General features: G+C 42.5%; 19 protein-coding genes. 11 read left to right on the top strand and 8 right to left on the bottom strand.

The window, feature by feature from the left end; genetic code table 11:
- Nucleotides 1-25 precede the first annotated feature (25 nt).
- Entirely contained in the window at nt 26-2,362 is a 2,337-nt protein-coding gene (gene aroB / locus C5Q96_RS04705; RefSeq protein WP_106057254.1) for a 3-dehydroquinate synthase, read from the bottom strand.
- A 274-nt stretch (nt 2,363-2,636) separates the two neighbouring features.
- On the opposite strand from aroB, the gene C5Q96_RS04700 reads away from it, so the two are divergent.
- The 3 genes from C5Q96_RS04700 (at nt 2,637) to C5Q96_RS04690 (ending at nt 5,745) form a co-directional block, all read left to right on the top strand.
- The gene (locus C5Q96_RS04700) at nt 2,637-3,827 is read left to right on the top strand and encodes a pyridoxal phosphate-dependent aminotransferase (protein WP_106057253.1); all 1,191 of its coding nucleotides are present in this window, start codon (nt 2,637-2,639) and stop codon (nt 3,825-3,827) included.
- A 96-nt stretch (nt 3,828-3,923) separates the two neighbouring features.
- Nucleotides 3,924-4,841: a LysR family transcriptional regulator gene (locus C5Q96_RS04695; protein ID WP_158696688.1), complete on the top strand. Its 918-nt coding sequence runs from the start codon at nt 3,924-3,926 to the stop codon at nt 4,839-4,841.
- A 34-nt stretch (nt 4,842-4,875) separates the two neighbouring features.
- The gene (locus C5Q96_RS04690) at nt 4,876-5,745 is read left to right on the top strand and encodes a YitT family protein (protein ID WP_106057251.1); all 870 of its coding nucleotides are present in this window, start codon (nt 4,876-4,878) and stop codon (nt 5,743-5,745) included.
- Nucleotides 5,746-5,919: 174 nt separating this feature from the next.
- Here C5Q96_RS04690 and rpsT read toward each other — a convergent pair whose 3' ends face one another.
- Together rpsT and C5Q96_RS04680 are read right to left on the bottom strand one after the other, a co-directional pair.
- The gene (gene rpsT, locus C5Q96_RS04685) at nt 5,920-6,192 is read right to left on the bottom strand and encodes a 30S ribosomal protein S20 (protein WP_106057250.1); all 273 of its coding nucleotides are present in this window, start codon (nt 6,190-6,192) and stop codon (nt 5,920-5,922) included.
- A gap of 111 nt (nt 6,193-6,303) precedes the next feature.
- Nucleotides 6,304-6,987 carry an SGNH/GDSL hydrolase family protein gene (locus C5Q96_RS04680; protein WP_158696687.1) on the bottom strand — a complete coding sequence of 228 codons (684 nt, stop codon included), beginning with the start codon at nt 6,985-6,987 and terminating at the stop codon, nt 6,304-6,306.
- A 219-nt stretch (nt 6,988-7,206) separates the two neighbouring features.
- Between C5Q96_RS04680 and C5Q96_RS04675 the strand changes: the two genes are divergently transcribed.
- From C5Q96_RS04675 to glpK, 4 genes are read left to right on the top strand one after another with little or no spacing between them, the layout of a single operon-like run.
- Nucleotides 7,207-7,728, top strand: a complete 522-nt coding sequence (locus C5Q96_RS04675; protein ID WP_158696686.1) for a DUF1836 domain-containing protein — start codon at nt 7,207-7,209, stop codon at nt 7,726-7,728.
- A 30-nt stretch (nt 7,729-7,758) separates the two neighbouring features.
- A complete protein-coding gene (gene lepA / locus C5Q96_RS04670) occupies nt 7,759-9,567 on the top strand; it encodes a translation elongation factor 4 (RefSeq protein WP_106057247.1) in 1,809 nt (602 codons plus the stop codon).
- Nucleotides 9,554-10,711, top strand: coding sequence for a radical SAM family heme chaperone HemW (gene hemW, locus C5Q96_RS04665; protein WP_106057246.1), 1,158 nt, complete (start codon nt 9,554-9,556; stop codon nt 10,709-10,711). Before lepA ends, hemW begins: the two co-directional genes overlap by 14 nt.
- An 18-nt stretch (nt 10,712-10,729) precedes the next feature.
- Nucleotides 10,730-12,232 carry a glycerol kinase GlpK gene (glpK, locus tag C5Q96_RS04660; RefSeq protein WP_106057245.1) on the top strand — a complete coding sequence of 501 codons (1,503 nt, stop codon included), beginning with the start codon at nt 10,730-10,732 and terminating at the stop codon, nt 12,230-12,232.
- A gap of 179 nt (nt 12,233-12,411) precedes the next feature.
- Here the strand turns inward: glpK and C5Q96_RS04655 are convergent, their stop codons facing one another.
- Together C5Q96_RS04655 and C5Q96_RS04650 are read right to left on the bottom strand one after the other, a co-directional pair.
- Nucleotides 12,412-14,094 carry a hypothetical protein gene (locus tag C5Q96_RS04655; protein WP_106057244.1) on the bottom strand — a complete coding sequence of 561 codons (1,683 nt, stop codon included), beginning with the start codon at nt 14,092-14,094 and terminating at the stop codon, nt 12,412-12,414.
- Nucleotides 14,095-14,205: 111 nt separating this feature from the next.
- Nucleotides 14,206-14,631: a TM2 domain-containing protein gene (locus tag C5Q96_RS04650; RefSeq protein WP_106057243.1), complete on the bottom strand. Its 426-nt coding sequence runs from the start codon at nt 14,629-14,631 to the stop codon at nt 14,206-14,208.
- 121 nt (nt 14,632-14,752) lie between these two features.
- Here C5Q96_RS04650 and C5Q96_RS04645 point away from each other — a divergent pair, with 121 nt between their 5' ends.
- Nucleotides 14,753-14,995 carry a helix-turn-helix domain-containing protein gene (locus C5Q96_RS04645; RefSeq protein WP_106057242.1) on the top strand — a complete coding sequence of 81 codons (243 nt, stop codon included), beginning with the start codon at nt 14,753-14,755 and terminating at the stop codon, nt 14,993-14,995.
- Between the two features lie 45 nt (nt 14,996-15,040).
- Here the strand turns inward: C5Q96_RS04645 and C5Q96_RS04640 are convergent, their stop codons facing one another.
- Genes C5Q96_RS04640 through C5Q96_RS04630 form a run of 3 tightly spaced genes read right to left on the bottom strand, consistent with a single transcriptional unit; the run spans nt 15,041 to nt 18,421 of the window.
- Nucleotides 15,041-16,348 (bottom strand): nitrogenase component 1, encoded by a 1,308-nt coding sequence (locus C5Q96_RS04640; RefSeq protein ID WP_106057241.1) that lies wholly within the window; start codon nt 16,346-16,348, stop codon nt 15,041-15,043.
- On the bottom strand, nt 16,345-17,670 hold the full coding sequence (locus C5Q96_RS04635; RefSeq protein ID WP_106057240.1) for a nitrogenase component 1: 1,326 nt from the start codon (nt 17,668-17,670) through the stop codon (nt 16,345-16,347). The genes C5Q96_RS04640 and C5Q96_RS04635 overlap by 4 nt, the downstream gene beginning before the upstream one ends.
- A gap of 1 nt (nt 17,671) precedes the next feature.
- Nucleotides 17,672-18,421 carry a nucleotide-binding protein gene (locus tag C5Q96_RS04630; protein WP_106057239.1) on the bottom strand — a complete coding sequence of 250 codons (750 nt, stop codon included), beginning with the start codon at nt 18,419-18,421 and terminating at the stop codon, nt 17,672-17,674.
- Nucleotides 18,422-18,695: 274 nt separating this feature from the next.
- On the opposite strand from C5Q96_RS04630, the gene C5Q96_RS04625 reads away from it, so the two are divergent.
- Genes C5Q96_RS04625 through C5Q96_RS04615 form a run of 3 tightly spaced genes read left to right on the top strand, consistent with a single transcriptional unit; the run spans nt 18,696 to nt 21,956 of the window.
- Nucleotides 18,696-19,448, top strand: a complete 753-nt coding sequence (locus C5Q96_RS04625; protein ID WP_106057238.1) for a nucleotide-binding protein — start codon at nt 18,696-18,698, stop codon at nt 19,446-19,448.
- Nucleotides 19,448-20,737 carry a nitrogenase component 1 gene (locus C5Q96_RS04620; RefSeq protein ID WP_106057237.1) on the top strand — a complete coding sequence of 430 codons (1,290 nt, stop codon included), beginning with the start codon at nt 19,448-19,450 and terminating at the stop codon, nt 20,735-20,737. Before C5Q96_RS04625 ends, C5Q96_RS04620 begins: the two co-directional genes overlap by 1 nt.
- Nucleotides 20,724-21,956 (top strand): nitrogenase component 1, encoded by a 1,233-nt coding sequence (locus C5Q96_RS04615; protein ID WP_106057236.1) that lies wholly within the window; start codon nt 20,724-20,726, stop codon nt 21,954-21,956. Before C5Q96_RS04620 ends, C5Q96_RS04615 begins: the two co-directional genes overlap by 14 nt.
- Nucleotides 21,957-21,975: the final 19 nt, after the last annotated feature.

The following is a 21,975-nucleotide window of genomic DNA, read 5'->3' as shown; positions in this document are numbered from 1 at the left end:
GTGATTAACATACGATATGTTGATATTACACGAGTTCGAGATTGTCATCGAACCCTAGTAGTTTAATAACTTCAAAGAAGTTTGGATATGATTTTGCAACTGCTGAAGCCTCGTGGATTCTAACAATACCGTCTGATATGAGTGAAGAGACTGCAATCATCATTATGATTCTATGGTCGCCATATCCATTACCCTCGTAAGAACCACGAAGTGTATCTACTCCTTCAATGATTAGTCCATCTTTTGTCTCTTCTATATTAGCACCGAGATTCCTAAGTACGCTGCATGTGCTAGCGAGCCTGTCGCTCTCCTTGTATCTCAGTCTTTCTGCATGGTTTATAACTGTCGTACCGTTCGCAAGGCTAGCAACCAAAGCGATGATAGGAACAAGATCGGGGAACCCTGAAGCGTTAATACTATTAATTGCCCTTAGGTTTCTGCATGGAAATACATCTATACTTCCACCATTGACATCCAATATATCTGGATAGCAATTAATGGTTACGCCAAAATCTTCAAGCAAATCGAGTATATTCATATCTCCCTGCATCGATGGAAGTGGTAGGTTACGGACTCTTATTGGGCTATTCCCAAGTGCTCCGAGTGCTAACAAAAAAGCCGCATTTGACCAATCGCCATCTGGAGTAGAAGCTGAATAAATATACTTCTGGTTACCAGGTACGTTAAATACCCATTCTTTATTTGTATGCGCATAATCCACTTTTATACCATATTTCCCAAGCACATCGAGAGTCATCATTACATATGCCGAGGACTCAAGGTTATTGAGTATGCGGATAACACTGTCACCGTTCAGCAGTGGCAGGGCAAATAGCAGCCCAGTTATGTACTGCGACGACTCGGGGTTAGCAAAATTATACTCGCCAGGTGTTATGTGGCTAGAGCTAGCAGATATTGAAATGCTTCCTGAGTCACTTATCGTTATGCTTGCACCATGTCTCCCTAATTGACTGATTAGCTGCTGCATAGGGCGTTCTCTTAGTCTGCCAGTTAGCTTGAATTCAGCATTTAGTCCGAGTGCTGCGACTATTGGTAGCAGAAATCTGAGTGTGGAGCCGCTTTCTTTACATTCAAGTATGAGTTTGTCATCTGATGAAACGATGCTAGACTCAAGGTTTCCCAATGCTGAGCAATTAGTATGATTTGAAATAATCTTTACCGCCTCATATGTCGCAATGATATCATCCGAAAGTTCTTTAGTATCCAGACATAAGTCACTACCCGACAGCATAGCCGCTATAATCTCTCTATGTAGATAAGACTTAGAAGGTGGAGCAGATACCGATCTCGTAGGTGCAAATAGAGGTGCGCCGCGATGTGATATAGCCGCACTTTCGGGACATATCGCACTATAGGTGGCAAGTATTTCTCCTAGCTGCGCTAGCGTTATGAGTTTAATCTTGGACTGTCCTATATCGCTGCTGACTATAAACTTAATGGCATCACCAGCATTTTTTTTATCGCCCGCCATAGCATTTGCTATATCACAAGCTGGAAAATCAATAGATAGATCATATCCAAATTTTTCAAGCAAGGCATGTATACGGTCCCTGCAGTCGATACTGCACCAACCTAAGTCATACGAGAGACTTGCTGTGAATGCAATTCCTTTTGCAACAGCATGACCGTGACCAATCTCATAGCTACTCAGCTTCTCGAGCGCATGTGCAAGCGTATGACCGTAGTTCAGCATATGCCTAATTCCAGAATCATTTTCATCTTTTTCGACGTAGTAGGTTTTAACTGCAACACAGTCGTCAATTATCTCTTGTATATCGAAGTTCCCCGACTCAAGTTTCTTGAACAAATCATCACTTCTAGAGATACAGGCAGTTTTGATAATTTCTGCGTAACCATCCATCAAGACGTAGTCATCTTCGGAAGCGAGTAGCGCCGTGTCTTGAAGTACGAATTTTGCCTTGTGAAAGGCGCCGACTAAGTTCTTGCCAAAATAAGTATTAATTGCCGATTTTCCTCCTACCGATGAGTCTACGGCAGCAAGAAGGGTTGTTGGAACTTGGTAGAAATTGATTCCCCGCATATACGTTGCAGCCACAAAGCCAGCTATATCTCCAACCATGCCACCTCCGAGCGCAACTATTCCGTCTGTTCTCGTGAGTGAAATACGAGATGCATATTCGATTATTTTGATATAAGTTTCAAAAGACTTTGACTCCTCTCCAGCGGGAATAGCGTAGCTATCACAAGCTAGTCCACAGGATTCGATACTCAAAATCGCTTCGTTTAAGTAGAGAGGGGCAACGTTAGTGTCCGTAATTATGAGTACGGTTCCGCGTGCTTGATATTTACATATAAGTTCTCCAAGTCTGGATAATTTCATCTCTCACTCCAAAATTTATAAAAAAATTACAATATGATATATTATTTTATGGTGAACTAAATCACATAAACCTAATAAACTAAAAGGTAATATATTGTCTTACAGTAATTGTAACAGTTACAGACGGAAGGGGCAAATATCACAATAATTAAAGTATATATTTATTTTTAATTATACCCACTGAGTCTATCATGTATAATTGCATGTGATATAATACAATTATAAATACGATGTTAATCGCATATGGCTAATCGAATTAGAAAGGAGTTAATTTATGGTTAACGAAAAATATCATGGACTCGGGACTGCCCCATCCGTAATCAGAGAGCTTTTTGCGTACGGTCTGCAGCAGGCAAAAGTAGTTGGTAAGGAGAATGTGTTTGATTACTCTCTTGGTAATCCAAGTATCCCAGCACCTGCTAAGGTTAACGAGACAATTAAGAAGCTCATTGATACTACTGATTCCATTCAGCTTCACGGATATTCAATGGCTCCTGGATTTGAGAACGTGCGTCAGGCAATTGCTGACAACCTCAATGCTAGATTTAACTGCAATGCAAAGGCAAGTGAGCTATTCATGACTTGTGGATGCGCTCCTGCTCTAGTATCTGTTGCTCACGCACTGACAACTTCCCCAGAAGATGAATTCATCGCTATCGCACCATTCTTCCCTGAGTACAATGTATTCTTTACATGTGCAGGTGCTAAGCTAGCGGTAGTTCCAGCTGATACTGTTCACTTCCAGATTGATATGGATGCACTCGAGAAGACAATAAATGAACACTCGGTCGCAGTAGTAATCAACTCTCCTAACAACCCTTCAGGCGTTGTTTATACAGAGGAGACTCTTAAGAAAATCGCTGAGCTTCTTGAGAAAAAGAGCAAGGAGTATGGACACCCTATTTACATCGTTGCTGACGAGCCATACAGAGAGCTCGTATACGATGGAGTAAAGGTTACATTTATCCCTAACGTATACGACAACACCATCGTGTGCTATTCATGGTCGAAGTCACTTTCTCTACCAGGAGAGAGAATCGGATATGTATACGTTCCTGAAAAGTGTGCAGATGCTAAGGCTGTATATGATACAGTTTCAGGTGCAGCTCGTGAAATCGGTTCAGTTTGCCCTCCAACACTTACTCAGAAGGTTATCGGAGAGTGTGTTGGCGAGATGCCAGACCTTGCAGCTTATGAAGAGAACAGAAACCTTCTCTACAACTCACTAACAGAGTATGGATATGAGTGTGCTAAGCCAGATGGCGCTTTCTACCTATTTGTAAAAGCTCCAAACGGTGATGCTGTCGCATATTCTGAGAAGGCTAAGCTAGATCACAACCTACTCGTAGTTCCTGGAGACGGATTTGCTTGCCCAGGATACTTCAGACTTTCGTACTGTGTAAGCAATGATATGATTAAGAGATCGCTGCCTGCTTTCAAGGCTATGATTGAGTCTTACAAGTAAGTCAAGCGAGCTTCGGTTACAAATCAATATTTAGATTTTACGGTGATGGGTGGGACTTTTGTCTCGCCTACACCTTTTTGTAGAGGAAATATTCTCATGGAAGCTAAGACTATAGTAACTTTTATTAAAGCGGCGGAGCTTGGTAGCTTCTCGCGCACAGCAAATGTACTAGGTTATTCACAGGCTGCTGTAACGGTGCAGATTAAACAGCTTGAGGATGAACTTGGCACGAAACTGTTTGATAGAATGGGAAAGGGAATTCAGCTCACATCAAGTGGAGAGCGGTTTCTTCCTTATGCGCATCAAATTCTTAAAGCCAATGAGCAGGCTCGCAAGTTTATGCAGCAGGACGACGAGATACGTGGAACCATAAGAATAGGCACAACCTCATCTATGGCGAATGCTTATTTTCCTACGCTCCTACGTGAATTTAGCGAGACATATCCTCATATTAAGCTTATGCTCAAGACATCGGATTACTTTGATAACCTATATGAAAAGCTTAAGCAAAATGAGATAGACTTTGCGCTATTTATCGATAGAAAGATGGTCTATAAGGACTGCAACACTGTAGTTGATCATCCAGAAGATATGATTTTTATCGCTTCGCCGGATAATCCGCTTACAGGACAGAAGGATATCCCGATTAGAGAGGTTGTAAAGAGTGGATTTATCACCTCTGATCAAGAGGTAAGCTATCCTAGATTCCTCGACGATTACTGCAAGGACAACGGTATAGATTATGACCCAATTATGGAGGTCAGTTCAATCATTGCGATAAGTGAAATCGTTGCAAGTAGCAACTCAGTATCGTTCATCCCTAGATCATCAATAGTTAGAGCGCTAGAGCAGGGAAGAGTGGTTGCCCTCGATGTTGAGAAAGATTTCAAGTGTAGAATGTACTCTCAGATTGTATATAGGAGAGAGAAGTGGATTGAGCCGCACCTCGGACTATTCATGGAATTCGTGAGAAATAGAATTAAACGAATCTATGATGAAGATAACGATGAGTAGAGATTTAATATATTGGAGTTAGAGAGCAATAGAGATGAAGATGAGCAAAACCGGTATTATAGATTTTATTTTAATCACGATTGGTACGATAATTTGCGGCGTAGCGACGTATTTCTTTATGTTGCCGAGCAACCTTGCGATTGCCAGCGTTTCTGGTGTCGCTATCCTAATTGGTAAATTTGTGCCTTTATCAAAAGCTATGCTAATACTCATCTTGAACCTAGTGCTCCTCGTCATATCATGGTTCTTCGTAGGACGTGAGTTTACTATCAAATCGATATATCCTTCTGTCGGACTGCCTGTGGTTATGATGATTCTCGGGCACTTTACTCCGAACTATCATGGGGTGATGAATGATCAATTCTTAGACATGATTTGCTACTTGTTCCTCTGCGACCTTGGAATAGCGCTCATGGTCGTGCGAAACGCATCATCTGGGGGATTAGATGTTCTCTACAAGATGGCTAATAAGTATCTGAAAATAGATTTTGGTGTTGCGACATCGGTAATCGGTTTGTTTATATCAGCGCCGGCAATATTCATCTATGACCCGAAGACTGGAGTTCTCAGTATCCTTGGTACTTACGTAACTGGAATCATTATAGATCACTATGTGTTCGGCATGACCACTAAACTGAAGGTATGTATACTGTCCAAGAAGAACGACGAGATTTGCAAATACATCATCGATGAGCTACACAGCGGAGTTACAAGGTATGAGGCATTAGGTGGTTTTACAGGAGACAAGTTTGACGAGATAAACGTAATCGTAAATAGAAACGAGTACGCAAAGCTGATGAAACACCTGCGTGAAGTGGATCCAGATGCATTTGCGACAGTGACCAATATTCACGATGTAATGTACAGGCCAAAGCGAATTGCTAAGCAGCATAATTCAAAATAGAATAGTGTCAATATGGATGTTACCTATATGAGATGGTGGCATCCATTTTTGTTTAATCGGCTGACTCATTGAGTCTAACGACAATAAAAAAAGAACGAAGGGAGACACTCCTTCGTTCTGGCGTATTTTTAACTTATACGCTGCACGTCTATGTGCTGTGGGGACGGGTGAGTTTTACTTACTCTCCTTGAGATTGTTAAGTCTCTTTGCGAGTCTCGAAACTGTTCTCGAAGCGGTATTCTTGTGGAAAGTACCCTTAGCAGCAGCCTGCATGAACTTCTTTTCAGCGTGCTTAAATGCCTTCTCTGCCTCTGCAACGTCACCAGCCTTAACAGCAGCTAGGAAAGCCTTCTCAGCTTCGCTAACATGGTTCTTAACTCTGATGTTACGAGCAGTTTTCTTCTCGATAGTTCTGATTCTCTTCTTTGCGGATTTAATGTTTGCCATTTAATTTACCCCACTTTTCTTTTAAATAGTTATAATTCGCCTAGCCATTATAACTCAACGGCTTTGAAATTTCAAGATATGAGTGCAGTTTATTAATGTGTATACTCCAATTTACTCGAGGGCTGCCAGCTCTTCGCGCAGATACTTTGCAATAAGCTTATGTCCCGCAGCATTAGGATGCATACCGTCTATACATATATAGTCGCTATAGTCTCCAAGCTCTAGAAATGGCTTTCTGATATCGAATACCTGGATTCCATACTCATCTGCCAGTTCAAGGATCATCTCGTTGTATGAGCTATGCCATCTTTCTATAAATATAGTGCTTCCGCCCATGTACTTCATGATATTATCCTTATTAAGGTCTCGAGATACCCACTCGAAGAATCTGTTCCTCTCAAGTGGCGGTAATGTGAGCAGAATAGGACGACTGCCAGCGTACATCGTCTTCTCGATTATATCCTCGTATGTAGCTTTAAACTCGGATAGCGGAGTCTTGGCGAGATGCTCCGCATTAGGCGTAACTGAGATCTGCTCCCAGTTGAAGTTGCAATCGTTTCCGCCAAATTCAATTAAAGTGTATTTATGTGACTTAATACTTGAGTAGCGTTCTTCAAATATCCTTAGCCCTTTCGTAATAGTCGCTCCAAATGAAGCGAAGTTCTTTATCTTAGTGCCGAACTCCCTCTGTAGCAAAGAGATAAAGTTGTCGTTAAGCACTGCATACCTATCTTTTAAATCGTCAAAAACTATTCCCTTAGAGATGGAATCTCCCAATACGCATATATCTGTCACTTTGGTCACCTCCATGTGATTACAATACCAGTAGCTATATCATTGTCTAGATATACTTGAGTAATATGATAAGCATTATGTCTTAATATAGTATTCAATATTATATTAAATAATTATAAAAATTGCAATATATCAATATGAAGATTTTCTGAATGAAAGCTGTTATTTGCGAACATGATTAAGTATAATAGAATGTATAAATTTGAGAGAGGTACTTACATGTCAGAACGAATTAACGAACTCGTCTCAAGACTTGAGAATTCCAGGCCTGAGAGCTGGGATAAGATTCCAGATATAGATCTATATATGGACCAAGTCATCGGATATATGAAGAGACAACACATAGGGCTTGAGTGTGAAGGTGAGGAAACTCTCACGCCAGCCATGATTAACAACTACATGAAGAGTTCGCTCCTACCGAGAGCGCATGGCAAGAAGTACGACCGTGAGCATATAGGGTATCTAACAGCCATTTGCTTGTTCAAGCAGGTCATGAGTGTCAAGGAAGCTGGTCTTTTGCTCGGTTCGGAAATGGAGCACATGGATGTAGAGCATTTCTATGATGAGTACTGCAGGACTATAGATGATGAATACTTGCGAGTAGCGGATAAAATTAAAGGCTGCAAAGACAAAGAAACTGCTACGAAGCTGGCACTTGAACTGGCTGTGGCAGGGTATGCGAATATGCTCGCTTGTAAGGAGCTCATAGCCTCTATTGCAGAGACGGATGAAAGTAAATAAGAATTAATATAAATTGAGATAAGGACGAATATGGATTACTTAAAGAAAATTAGAAATTTCAGCATCATCGCTCACATCGACCACGGTAAGTCGACTCTGGCTGACAGGCTGATTGAAAAGACTGGACTCGTCGCGTCAAGGGATATGAAAGAGCAGTTCCTCGACAATATGGATATCGAGAGAGAGCGAGGCATTACTATTAAGCTACAGACGACGAGGCTCTCATACAAGGCAAAGGATGGAGAGGAGTACGTACTAAACCTGATCGACACTCCTGGACACGTGGACTTCAACTATGAGGTATCTCGTTCTCTAGCCGCTTGCGATGGTGCCGTACTGGTAGTGGATGCCACTCAAGGCGTAGAGGCGCAGACGCTTGGCAACGTATATCTAGCTCTTGATGAAGACCTCGAGATACTTCCAGTTCTTAACAAGATGGATTTGGACAGTGCAAGACCTGAGGAGGCAAAGGCTGAAATAGAGGAGATTATTGGAATTGATGCTGAAGAGGCACCGCAGATTTCTGCCAAAACAGGTCTAGGCATAGACGAGATGCTCGAGAAGCTCGTTGAAGTTATTCCACCACCAGAGGGTGATCCCGATGAACGACTCAAGGGTCTAATCTTCGACTCGTACTATGATAGCTATAAGGGCGTCGTTATATATACGAGAATCTTTGACGGTAGAGTCAAGAAAGGTGATTTCATCCGTATGATGAACACCGGCAAGGACTACGAGGTAACTGAGGTAGGCTACTGTATACCGAGCATGGTTCCCTCTAAGGAGCTAAAGGCAGGAGAGGTGGGCTACATCTGTGCCAGCATCAAGCAGGTTGCCGATGCCAGAGTCGGAGATACAATTACTCTGACTAAATCGCCGACAGAACATCCACTCAAGGGATATAAGAAAGCGCAGTCAATGGTGTACTGCGGAGTATATCCGGCAGAGGGTGAGAAATATGAGAATGTAAAGGATGCACTCGAAAAGCTACAGGTAAACGATGCGGCGTTCAATTTTGAATCTGAAAATTCTGCTGCGCTCGGATTCGGATATCGCTGCGGATTCCTCGGGCTACTTCACATGGACGTGATTATCGAAAGGCTCGAGAGAGAGTTCGATCTTAACGTAGTTACGACTCTTCCAAGCGTTATCTATAAGGTAGTTATGAAAGACGGATCAGAGATCATGGTTCAGAATCCTTCTAACCTTCCAGATCCAGCTGATATCCAGAGAATAGAAGAGCCGATTGTTTCGGCTGAAATCATGACACCTAAGGACTACGTTGGCACTATCATGACGCTGTGCCAGAGCAGGCGTGGAAATATGGTGCACATGGAATATCTGACTGAGACGAGAGTTCAGTTACACTACGAGATTCCTCTAAACGAGGTAATCTATGATTTCTTTGATGCGCTCAAATCCAAGACAAAGGGATACGCTTCGCTTGACTACGAATTTAAGGAGTACAGAGCTGCGAAGCTCGTGAAACTAGATATTCTGCTCAACAAGGAACTTATCGACGCCTTCAGCACTATCGTGCCTGAAGAGGAAGCATATGCAAAGGGGCGTACGATCTGTGCAAAGCTCAAGAAGTTAATTCCTATGCACCAGTTTGAAGTCCCGATTCAGGCAGCTATCGGGCAGAAAGTAATTGCGCGTGAGACCGTAAGAGCTTACCGTAAGGACGTAATTGCGAAGTGCTACGGAGGAGACATCTCGCGTAAGAAGAAGCTGCTCGAGAAGCAGAAGGAAGGTAAGAAGCGCATGAGGCAGTTCGGAAGAGTTGAGGTGCCTCAGGAGGCATTCACAGAGGTTCTGAAGTTCGATGACGACAAATAAGAATCCTGGTATATACGTTCATATTCCGTTCTGTGTGAGGAAGTGCAACTACTGTGCGTTTCTATCTGGAGCTTCGGATGAAGCCCTGAGAGAACGCTACGTGAAGGCGCTGTGCGAAGAGATTCGCATCAGAGCAAGGCTTATGAGTGACCATGCACATGGAGTCTTCGATACCATCTTCTTTGGCGGTGGAACTCCTTCGCTGCTAAGTAGCGACCAGATTGCAAGGATAATTAGTGAGCTAAAGGCGAATTTTAATATAGCTAGTGAAGCCGAGATTACTCTCGAATCTAATCCTGCGACACTGTCCATGGAAAGCCTGAGAGGTTACAGGCAGTCTGGTGTTAACCGCTTATCTATGGGCGTTCAGAGTATGAACGATGAGATACTGAAGAGGCTTGGAAGGATTCATACAGCTGGGGATGTGATAAGAGATGTGCAGAATGCTAGAGAAGCAGGCTTTGATAATATCAATCTCGATCTCATGTTCGCTGTGCCAGATAGCAGCTTGGAGACTACGCTTATAGATATAGAAGCTGTTACGAGCCTAGAGCCTGAACACATATCCTTCTATAGTTTGCAGCTTGAGGAAGGTACAGCCTTCTTCAAGGAGTTTGAAAGAGGAGAGCTCAAGGAAGTTCCTGATGAAATCGATAGAGCTATGTATCACGCTGGAACTAAGCTCCTTAAAGAGAAGGGATATGAGCACTATGAGATTTCTAACTTCGCTAAGCGTGGCTATGAATCTAGACATAATCTCAAGTACTGGAACATGGCTCCGTATCTCGGTCTAGGACTCGGGGCATCTTCGTTCATCGATAACAGCAGGGTTATGAATGTCTGCTCGCTCGATGAATATTTTAACCTCACTGGTAAAGGTCTTGCGCCTTCCGCTGAAGTACACGAGAACTCGGAGCATGACAACGTGGCGGAGGCTGTTTTTACAGGGCTTAGGAAGGTAGAAGGAATTAGATACGAGGATGTGCTGGGTAGTTACGAGAAATTCTGGGAATATTACAGTGATGTCTTTGAAGAAGCTTGCGAATATGAGAGAGAAGGCAAACTCATAATAGATGAAGAGGGCATGAGGCTCACAAGCGACGGAATAGATATAAGCAACAGTATTATGGCGCTTTTTGTATAGCATGGATAGGAGGCTATGATGGGTGAATACATCATGACACTCGACGAAGGTACGACGAGTGCGAGGTGCATAATCTACGATAGAGTGGGAAATGCGGTAAGCGTTGGACAGAGGGAGTTTAAGCAGATTTTTCCTAATGATGGATGGGTTGAGCATGATGCGATGGAGATATATTCCACGCAGATGGCGGTTGCTCAGGAGGCGCTGCTCAAGGCGAGTCTTACCTATAGGGATATCGACTCTATCGGCATAACCAATCAGCGTGAGACCACTATTGTCTGGGACAAAGAGACCGGAAGGCCGATTTACAATGCGATTGTGTGGCAATGCAGAAGGACTGCAGACACCGCTGAATGGCTTAGAGATCAGGGATATTCCGATATGATTAGGGAGAAGACGGGTCTTATCATAGATGCGTATTTCAGTGCTACTAAGCTCAAGTGGATACTCGACAATGTAAAAGGTGCGAGGGAAAAAGCTAAGCGTGGTGAGCTGCTGTTCGGAACGGTTGAGACCTGGCTTATCTGGAAGATGACTGGTGGCGCTAAGCATCTCACTGACTATTCAAATGCAGCCAGAACCATGATGTTCAATATCAATACGCTTGACTGGGATGATGAGATCCTATCTATCCTAGATATACCACGTGTGATGCTTCCGAAGCCAGTGCCATGTGCTGGTGACTTTGGAGAGACTATTTTCGAATTATTTGGCGGTAAGCTACCTATCACTGGAGCGGCAGGAGATCAGCAGGCTGCACTCTTTGGTGAGGCTTGCTTTAACGAAGGCGAGATTAAGAGCACGTATGGAACGGGAAATTTCCTACTTCTGAACACTGGTAATAAGCCCGTATATAGCAGCAGTGGCCTCCTCACGACTATCGCTTGGGGGCTAAATGGTGAGGTTAAGTACGCGCTCGAAGGCTCCGTATTCGTGTGTGGTGCTGCTATCCAGTGGCTACGCGATAACCTGCAGATGATTAAGAAATCGAGTATCTCGGAAAACTTCGCGAGCAAGGTTCCAGATAGTGATGGAGTAGTCGTTGTGCCTGCATTTACAGGACTTGGAGCACCTTACTGGGAACCAGATGCGAGGGGAGCGATTCTCGGTATTAAGAGGTCTACCAAGAAGGAGCACATAGTTAGGGCGACACTTGAGTCAATTGCTTTTCAGAGTGATGATCTGATCAAGGCTATGGAGAAGGATCTTGGCAGAAAGATCACTGATCTCAAAGTAGACGGAGGTGCTTCGCTTAACAATTTCCTAATGCAGAACCAAGCGGATATCTCGGATATACATATAGTCCGCCATAAATCGATAGAGTCTACTTCGCTCGGAGCCGCGTATCTGGCAGGACTTGCTTCAGGGTATTACAAGTCGATTGAGGATATCATCGAGATCAAAGATATTGACAAGGAATTCTATCCAGCGATTGAAGATGAGGAGAGGCAGCGTGCTAAGGCTAAGTGGCATAGGGCTGTTGAGGCTGTGCTTGCGCTGGCAGAGGATGAGGAATTTTAGGGGCAAAGAGTCTTTGCTCGTAGTTGTTCGTATTAAGGAAAATGGAGATGTTTGTACACAAACATCTCCATTTTTAGCGAGTTTTTAATATCTCATCAAATTATTGAGAGAGTGTGTATTTTTTCTGTAAATTCGTCTTCCATGGCAGTTACTAGAAGAGTCTCGTAAAAGTTAATATTCTATTTAACTTTTGTAACGCTTTTGACTGGTTCACGATACCACGTTGATAATGCTGGTACTATATCTGATTCATTTGTTACGTATACACCAGCTTTATCTAGCATTTCGCGATATTTTACATAAGTATCATTATCGATGTTGTCTTTGTTTAACGCCGAATCAACGTTCTTGATTCCATAAATATAAAAATGAGTTGTTTCATCAATACCTCCTTCGCCGTCTCTTTCAACATGATATTCTTTAAATACCGCAACTAGCACATCACTGTCTTCTAACTTTAAGAAATATGTGCCATAATATGAAAAATTATATGAATAATAGGGATCATTAGAGTAAAACTTGTTTAATTCAGATTCTCCTTTGGATTTAACAAGTTGAACAATTTCAGTACTAATATCACTGGCACTATCAAATCTATAATTTAGTTTCTTAACCTTGATTTTCTTTGAAGATTTAGTTATTTTTAACTTTAATTTCTTTGCTTTCTTTTTATCGTAAACTACATTTACAGTTATCTCATCACCATTCTTAATTTTATTTGATTTTGAATAATCATAGTTGAGATTACTGATAAATTCAGAAATTTGAGCATCGTTTTTATCGTATTTAATGTCATTTTTGATATCAGAAATATATGCATTTCCAGATATTCCATCAATTGTTAATTCAATATTTGAAGATAAGTCAATTTTAGTGAAATTGAAAAAAGTATTCCATATGTAGTATCCACCACCTGCTACAGCAAAAATAATAACAATAATAGAAATTAATATGATTCTTTTTTTCGTAAGTACACGTTTATTGTTATTAACAACATTAACAACTTCTGTTGTATTAATAGGATCGTTAAGATTATTATCTGTTAGGTCGGAGTCTTTGTGTTCATTTTCAGATTCTATTTCATTAAAATGTTCTGTTGCAATAATATTTGTAGAGTCGTTTTGAACCTGATTGTCATTAATTTTGCTTCTTCTATAATCAAATTTCGTGATGCTCGCAGTCCCCTTAAATGCATCCATAGATACGTTCATATATATGTTTTGCCCATACTTGCTAAACATTGCTAGAAGATATACGGCATAAATTGAACTAATGACACCTAATAGTATCATTAGTTTGAATTTAATAGGAATAATATTTTCGCTATCCAGAAATGATGATGCAGCTTCAAGGTTACCAACTGATAATTTTCCGCTAATAAAATCGTTTGGATCAGATGACATAATGATTCTCATACCGTTCATATACTTGTAATTCATGAGCATGAGAAGACAACTTATTACAGATATTACAGAATAAGTGATCACCTTTAAATCTTTATAATGAATAGCATTTAATATTGAGACAATAAGTGAAATAATACCTGTAATTAAAGCTAAATAATATAACCACGGTATTAGTTTCATTAAGGTGTTTATCAAAGTTAATTTGTCACTATAATTGTTTAAAGTGATGTTATACAAGGTTTTCATTGTAATTAAGGAAATAATCCCAATTATGCAAAGTATAGCACCAGCAATAACACCAAGTATAACGAATATTTTGTCTCTTGACAGAGTTTGAAGAGTATTTTTGAAAGAGTTTTCATTGTGCGAATCAGAAGATTTAGAATCAACAAATAGGTTGTCTTGATTATTGTTATTGTTGCTTTGAGGTTTGTTAGGTATTCTCTTGTCTTTCATAATAATTGCCTCCCAAATAGGAAATTAACTATATTCACTTCAGTATCGAAATTATGCACAAGTAATCGCTATTAGCAAAATGGGTGCATATAAAATGCAAATAAATAAATTTTAATGATTATCTAATCGCACATGGTGTTTTGATTGGAATTCAATATCGCTACTACATAAATAGAGTATTCCTTCAATAAAACCAATTATTCCAGGAATAAATGTCCAACAAAAAAGAAGATACAGCACACCCATTCCAGGTTTATTTAAATAAAATTTATGAACACCTAAACCGCCTAAAAAAATAGCCAAAAGCGCTGCAACAAACTTATTACGTACAGGTAAATTTTCTGTAAAATGAGAGGGAGCTTCTGGGGAAGGGTGGTTAGGAATAGCAACACCACATTTTAAACATACGGATTGATTTGGATTAATTTCACTACCACAGTTACTACAAAAACTATTTCCATTATTTTTTTTAATACCACAGTTCAAGCAAATAGCCTGATTTTCATTCATTTCTGTACCACAATTTTTACAAAACATAATTCCTCCTATTTTATACGCTGTGACATCTAGTGAATGTCAATTATGGGTTGATTCTACCATACATTTATCTTAATGACAATCACTGAATGTCATCAGTAGTTGGTAGGAGATTTAAGAAATGTTTATTAATAAAACTTTTGATGGAAGAAATAATATATCGGGTAGAGAGATATCAAGGTTGAGAAAGAACAATAATATGTCACAGAGAGAATTGGCTGACAACATGCAGCTTCTGGGACTTGATATTGATAAAAATGCAATTCAAAGAATAGAGGCAGGAAAGCGCTTTGTTACAGATATTGAGTTAATAGTTTTTGCTGAAATGTTTAAGATTACAGTCGACGAACTGCTGGAAAAGTAACAGTATTGTTTGTATTATGAAAACAACTAGTCACGTATAATGTGACTAGTTGTTTTTTCTATAAGGTTTATTTATTTTCATAATGTCGTTGATACCGATGGAATCCTGATCAGCATTGACCTTAGAAGTCAGCCAATCTGTGAAGCCTGTTCCGATGAAGGTCGGGATATGACTCCTGTACATCCTGCCCGAATAAGCTTCGTGAGGAATATTTATGAAGTGCGGTAAATTACCATTTTCATCTCTCGTCAGAATTCGTCTATAGATAGGATCTGCGATTACGCATTTTGCACCCTTTAGCACCTTCTCTATGTCAGCTTCGTCGCGCACCATAACATCGCCCTCTCTAAGCATATGAGCATCTACCTGAGTAGGGCATAGTATGTGAACTTCAGTAATTCCAAGGTCGTGCTCCAGCACATAGCGTATGCCTGCTGCATTAATCGCTTCTCCGATAATCCAGGTGCCACCCTTGGCTCTATCTCTAAGTGTGAAGCTAGACTTTGCGTGTTCAAGTGGTGGGATACAGGTTATCTCATCGGCTGAGCCGAGCAGACGTGATTTACCATCAACGGCAGATTCCCTTATAAGCTTTTCAAGTTCATAGCAAGCAGCCTTTCCCATAGGTAGACCCAGAACTGCAGGTGTTCCGTACTTATCATTGAGTATTCTCGCACCGTCAAGTGCCAGAGATGAGCAGACGACATTGACATCAGCTTTATAAGCCTCTGTCATTTCAGAAAGAGTGCAGCCCATCGTCATGCAGCAATTAACCTCGATACCGCAATCTTTAAAATACTCCTTTAGAGCCTCAACGTTTCCGATTATCGAGAAGTCGAGTGGAGTTACGCCGAGTAGATTTACGGATATGGAAGATGAATCAGATATAGCCTGGCTACCATCAAGAGCAGGGCAGAATCTATCTAGGAATTCTCGGTATACCATGTTACCGCCTAGCACATAAGTATCCATAGCATTAGTCGTAAATCCAAATGTCGGTATTCCCGTGCGCTTCTCGATGATGCGGGCGATTCCCTTCATATCCGTGCTCATAAAGAGTGGAATCAGCGCAGCAGAGATAGCGATGAATTTAGGATTAGTTTCCTGTGCAGCCTCAATTACATCGCTTATAAGTTTCTCATCGTTTCCGAGAATTACGTCATTTTCAATGAGCCCAGATATGTAAATCATGCTCTCTATATCATACCAACGCGGCTCATCGTGCGTGTTGTATGTTGAATTGCAGCCGGATGCATCGTGCATTACAACGAGACCGCCCAGCTCATATAGGACGGAGCAGATGCCGAAGAGGTCGGCTGAATAGGTGGATAAAACTCTTGCTACTTGTTTCATGCCGAGCACCCCCAAGCCTTAACCTGAATTATGGACTTAGTGTCTTTTTCGTTGTTAAACGCATCGATCATTTCTGCTGCGAGCTTCTTAATCGCGTCATATCCATACCAGCTGTTGTTGGCGATTAGATTTACAAAGTGGTTAGTGCCAGTAAAATACGCAGCTTTCTGACCTATTGCAAGCAGCTTGCCACCCTCAGCTTCGTCTCTTGGATAGAAGCGTGCACGAAAATCCTGAGTTGCAATCAGCGGAATATCTGGATAATTCTGCTGCAGCCACTCGAGATCAAGTTTGCTATCTGGCGTTAGAGCATCTCCATAAATCTCAGTCACGTTGAAGCCACGTGAGAGCAGGAGCTTTGCAAGGCTCAAAAAGCGCGGCGTGCTCATGAAGTCTATAGCAATCTGTGCATCTCCGATAACAGAAAGTGCATCTCTTAGAGCTTCATCAGCTTCTGCCCGAAGCGATGCAAAATCAGGAGCAGGAGCTCCGATAATCTTAGAAAGCGCACTCATATCATGGTCAATCTCGTCGTAGTCGTAAGTGTACGGCATGTACAGGCTCTTCTGACCGAGCCTCTCCTCAAGGCATTCAGTGGACCACTTCGCGATAGGAAGGGAGTAGATATTGAGAAAACTCTCGCCCATAGCCTTGTACTCATCGTAATCATCGATTGAAGCGAGATCATGAGTACGGAAACCATTATCATGTAGTAGCTTCATATGATCACCAGACCTATCAATCGGAAAACTATCGCCGATGAAATTAACGACTTTATCATTAAGCGGTTGTTCCTCGATACACAGATACATCGAGCGACACATGTCCTCTTCAGGTGTGTGGTCGTTTATCTTCATAGTCGGCGTCATCTGCGAAGAGATGAAGTCGATGTCTGGAAAGCGAGCCGAAAGTTCGTCATATATATATTCGATATCCGTGGCTAAGAAGTAGTGAATGCAGCCTGTAAAAGGGAGCACGCACGTAGGCTTGTGGTCAAGCTTATTCAGGATGTCGGTAACGCCCTCGATAAAAAGCTCTTCCATGTTGCCACTAAGAATATCCTTTTCCTCAATGAGTACCATTGAAAATCTATCCAGCCCCTCATACTCGGCGGCAGAGAGAACCACGCCGCGTAGACATGCTGACGCTCCGATGTATATCATGTGCGAACCAGGAATAATCATCGGTGTATGCGCGATAGTCCAGCCACCGCGCGAAGGACATGAGTATTCAAGTTTGCGTGGGAAAGGAGCCAGGGTATCGAGATCTCCAAGCTTCACCTTCGCTTTATTAATATCGGGTTTGTGTAAATCAATCAGCATATTAGTCCCTGTTTATAATCTCCATCGCTATCTTAGTATATACGTCAACCATCGGGTCATCGGGAAAAGCTTCGGCGACAGTGAGAGCGTCGTCAGACGCTCTTTTTACCACCATGCTGTGCTCGATAGTTCCGACTATCGGGCACTCGAGGTCTTCACTGAGTGTATGAAGTTTCTCGTCTTCGCCGTTGACATTGCGCTTGTTGGCAATTATTCCAGATAGCCCGTTGTGACCTCTGCGTTTAAAATTTTCCATCGCTAGACCGAGGTTCATCGCCGCATATATCGCCATCTGCTCCCCAGAAGAGATAACATATACGTTGTCCGCATAATTCTTGCGAAGCGGCATCGAGAAACCGCCACATACTACGTCTCCGAGCACATCGTAGAAGACGACATCGGGATGGAGTACTTCTTCGAAATTCTTTTGCTTGAGCAAATCCAGCGCCTTAGCAACGCCGCGTCCAGCGCAGCCAATGCCTGGAGTTGGACCACCAGCTTCCACGCAGATAACACCGTTATAGCCGATGGTATACATGTCTTCAAGCTGAATGTCCTTGATCTTATCCCTGTAAGTATCGAGAACTGGAGTGAGATTCCTTCCTTGGCGAAGACTAATCGTGGAATCTGCTTTCGGATCGCATCCAATCTGCATGACCGTATATCCTTTTCCAGCGAGTGCCGCAGACATATTAGAGACGGTAGTGGATTTTCCAATTCCGCCTTTCCCATATATTGCAATTCTTTTCATAGAGAAATACTTCCTAAAAAATAAATTTCACCTCACCAATTTACACCTTTTTAATAGGTATAAAGAGAGAAAATGTATTTAAAATATTTTATCAGTCACTCAAAAAAATGTAAACGATTGTGATTAAAATACCTTTTATTGCGCACAATCTGTTGCGATAGTATAATTTTAATTAATTAAATGAAGACCAACCACAAGGTGTCCCGAGTGGTATGAAATTGTTTTCGGAGACTTCTACCTGTGTGGTTTGAAGTCTTTTTGTGTAGGGGGATAAATGATTAAAGTAGCAATATATGGTAAAGGTGGTATCGGCAAGTCGACGGTGACTGCGAATCTCGCAGCAGCCTTTGCAGTTAAGGGATATAAGGTAGTTCAGATTGGATGTGATCCAAAGGCCGACTCGACTATCAATCTTCTCGGCGGCAATCCGCTGATTCCGGTTATGAACTTCATGAGAGATAACGACGATGAACCGACTATCGACGAGATGGTTAAAACTGGATTTGGAGGAGTAGAATGTATCGAGACTGGTGGGCCTACACCTGGCATCGGATGCGCAGGCAGAGGTATCATCTCGACTTTTAATCTAATAGATGACCTAGATGTTTTTGGCAGATTTCATCCTGATGTAGTCCTATATGACGTGCTCGGGGACGTAGTCTGTGGAGGCTTTGCTGCACCTATCAGAGAGGGCTTTGCAGAGGATATACTCATCGTAACGTCGGGTGAAAAGATGGCTCTCTATGCGGCAAATAATATCAAGACGGCTGTAGATAATTTTGCGGACCGTGGCTATGCCAAGGTAAAGGGCGTGGTGCTCAATCACCGTAACGTCGAGAATGAGACGGAGAAGGTGCAGGCATTTGCAGATGAGGCTGGAATACCAATCGTAGGAGAGATCCCTCGCAGTCAGGAGATCATAGACTGGGAGGATCAGGGTAAGACCGTAATCGAGGGTAATCCTGAGTCGGATATCGCAAAGAGGTTCTTTGCACTGGCAGACTACCTGATTAAGGAGAATTCGTAATGGCGAGAGACACTTATTTCACGACAATAGGAGCGCTCGCTGAGGCTGGCAGTATTCCGACCGAGCTAGTGAGCAACGAGCATCTCGTGTATAGCTCACCGGCGACCTTGATGTACAATTCACCAGGTGCGCAGGGATTTGGCGTTAAGAGAGCAGGAGTAGTAATACCAGAATCGGTAATGCTCGTGGTTGCGCCAGCTTGCTGTGGCCGCAATACCACGATTTTGGCGGACGAAGGCGGATATAGTGAGAGGATGTTTTTCCTTCAGATGAGTGAAAATGACCTCGTCACAGGTAGACATCTATCCGATATACCAGAGGCTATCGAGGAGATCTATGAAGTCTGTGAAGTGAAGCCTAAGGTTGTGGTTATCTGCATCACATGCGTCGATGCGCTTCTCGGAACTGATCTAGAGCGTGTCTGTAGAAAGGCTGAGGAACGCACGGGAATTCATGTAGTTCCTACATATATGTATGCGCTTATGCGCGAGGGCAAGAACCCACCGATGGTAGCTGTAAGAGAAGCGATTTACTCGCTGCTTGAGAAGAGAAAGCCGACAGGTGGGACCGTTAATTTACTCGGTAATTTTACACATCTCGAGGATGATTCTGACCTGTATGATATCCTCGGTCAGATGGGAATCAAGACCATACATGAGGTAGGGAGAAAAGAAACCCTCGAAGAATACATGGAGATGGGCGGAGCAGATTTCAATATCATACTTCATCCAGAGGCTAGAAAGGCAGCATTCACACTTGAGTCAAAGCTCGGAATCCCTTATGTGGAGCTGACTAGAGTATATGAAATAGATAGAATTCAGCGTCAATATGCGCTGTTCGCTGCGGCTCTCGGAGTAGAAATCGATGATTCGGAATACTTCCGTGAGGCTAGCGATGCGTGCCTAAGACTTCAGCAGCTGTGTGAAGGAAAGACATTTGCAATAGGACAGGTTGTAAATGGAAACTCAATCGAGATGGCGCTAGCACTCGAGAAGCTGGGACTACGCGTTAAGTCGGTGTTTGCGAATGTAAGCGAAGATGACTTCCCTTTTATCAGAGAACTTGCTAGCTATAACCGGGGCCTTAAGGTGTACTCGACTATGTCGCCGACAATGATGAACTATGATGGTTCGGAAAAGGTTGATATTTCAATCGGTATAGATGCACAGTTCTACTATCCAGAGTCGATAAATGTGCACTGGAATAACGAGATTCAGCCGTTTGGATACAAGGGACTAGTACACTTTGTAGAGGCAATAGAGAGGAGGCTCGCTGATGAAAGGGCTTAGAAAATATCTATCGCCGTTTACGCCAGACCAGTCTGGAGCGGTCTCTGTGCTGTTTCACTACGGCGGTATGCTGATAATCATGGATGCTGGCGGATGTGTTGGAAATATCTGCGGATACGATGAGCCGCGTTGGGATAAGAAAAAGAGTGCGATATTTAGTGCAGCTCTTCGTGACCTAGATGCGATTCTCGGCCGTGATGAGCTTCTCATCCAGAAGACTAAGGAAGCACTCGGAGATATAGATGCTAAATTCGTCGGTCTAATCGGGACACCAGTACCAGCCGTTATCGCTACTGACTATAGAGCGTTAAAACGCCTGATGGAGACTGACTACGAGGTGCCAGTTGTGCCTGTTGAGACTAATGGAATCGACATGTATGACGAAGGTGTTAGCAGGGCGTTTCTACAGATACTCAAGAACTACTTGTATGAAGAAGGTGGATCAGGAGCAAGGTTCATCGCAAATGGCAGTCTTGAGCAAAAAGCCATTAGCTTGGAAGAGCTAGAAAAGCTAGGAAAACTGGGCAAGCTAGGTGATTTAGGTAAGATTGATAAGAGTAATGCTTCCGAAAGAGTTGGGGTACTCGGCTTTACGCCGCTCGACACCCCTGGAAGCGGCGATTACGAAGATATGGTGACTGCACTTAGCGAGCAAGGCATGGATAACCCAGTTATCTATGGCATGAACGATACGCTCGAAGATGTGGCTGCCGCTGCACATGTGGATAGAAATATCGTCGTATCTCCAGGCGGTGTAAAGCCTGCGAGATGGCTAAGAGATAAGTACGGCGTACAGTATGAGATATGCTATCCACTGCCACAGGAGCGTTCAGATAGGTTCGCCCATAAGGTGATGGACCACGAGCCTCGGAAGGTGCTAATCGTGCATCAGCAGGTTTTGGCAAATTCTCTTAGAGACGTGATTCTAGAAGCTTCCAAGGATAAGTCATTAGAGCGCGTAGACGTTGCGAGCTGGTTCATGATGAGCAAAGAGGTTCGTCATGAAAATGATACTAAGTTAAATGAAGAGGATGAGCTCATGAAGCTCGTAGATGCAGAAGGATACGATATGGTGATTGGTGATCCGCTAATCAAGAGGGCGCTTCCTGGATGGAAGGGTACTTTCCTCAGTCTTCCTCACTTCGCAATCTCGGCTTCTCTGTACTCATCGAGCTCAGATGAAGAATACTGGCAGAAAGCTGGAGATGAAGTGAAATAGATAGATATTGGTGATTGCA

This window comes from Mogibacterium diversum, assembly GCF_002998925.1.
Lineage (GTDB): Bacteria > Bacillota > Clostridia > Peptostreptococcales > Anaerovoracaceae > Mogibacterium > Mogibacterium diversum.
This window is presented reverse-complemented; position numbering and strand designations above follow the sequence as displayed.